Genomic DNA, 819 nt, shown 5'->3' on the forward strand with positions numbered 1-819 from the left:
ACGCGTGGTGCTAGTTGTTTAAATTAACCAAATAGCCTAGATTATAAGTTAAAATAGCAATTTCTAAACGTTGCTGAAATCCTACTAAGGTGCGAGCACGATTGTTTTCTACTCCATATCCCTTTAATAAAGCAAAATCACTTTCAATTGTCCGCCGGATAGCTGCTAAACAACGGCTATTATGTTGCTTGGCTCCAGTCATATTCTTACGATATGGTGTCCATAAATAATAACCATCGTGTAGTAGTCGCTGGTGCAGTTGCTTACCTAGATAACCTAAGTCACCTAAGATGTATGGATCTTGTAAATGAGCATTAAGAATTAAACTTCCTGCTGCTTGAGCATCATGCACAGAAGCTTTAGTGACAATGTAATCAAAAATATAACCTGAAGTATTAACAATAAAATGGCCTTTGAAACCATAGTAATAAACTTTTTTAGTCGAGTTATACCCGATATTGGCTGTTCCTTGAAAGATTTTGACCCTGTGGTTCCGGATAGGGTGGCAAACCCGCATTGGCAAGCTATCAACGATCAATGGTTCCTGACGACAAGCAACTTGTTGGTTAAGTTTACGTCTGATCAAGTTAATTATGGGCAATAATTGTCGTGCCCGACGGTTAAAGCGAGAATGAGAAAGATTAATAAATAGTTGGCTAAAGCGGCGTTGTGACTGAATTCCCAACATGGCTTGCCAAACCAGTAAGGTTAAGAGTAAGGGATCAGAAATCTTTTCTTGTTTAACATTACGCCGGTATTTAAATTTTTTAGGAGCATAAAATTGATATAAATGACGACAGAGCCAGCTTAATTGCTTAA

1 protein-coding gene is annotated in these 819 nt (G+C 37.9%); it reads right to left on the bottom strand.

Features of this window, described 5'->3' with window-relative positions; genetic code table 11:
- Positions 1 to 10 precede the first annotated feature (10 nt).
- Positions 11 to 819 (bottom strand): IS982 family transposase (locus tag FC77_RS07720; protein ID WP_056971027.1); only part of this gene is annotated, 809 nt, incomplete at its 5' end.

This window comes from Lactobacillus acetotolerans DSM 20749 = JCM 3825, assembly GCF_001436775.1.
Taxonomy (GTDB): Bacteria; Bacillota; Bacilli; order Lactobacillales; family Lactobacillaceae; genus Lactobacillus; species Lactobacillus acetotolerans.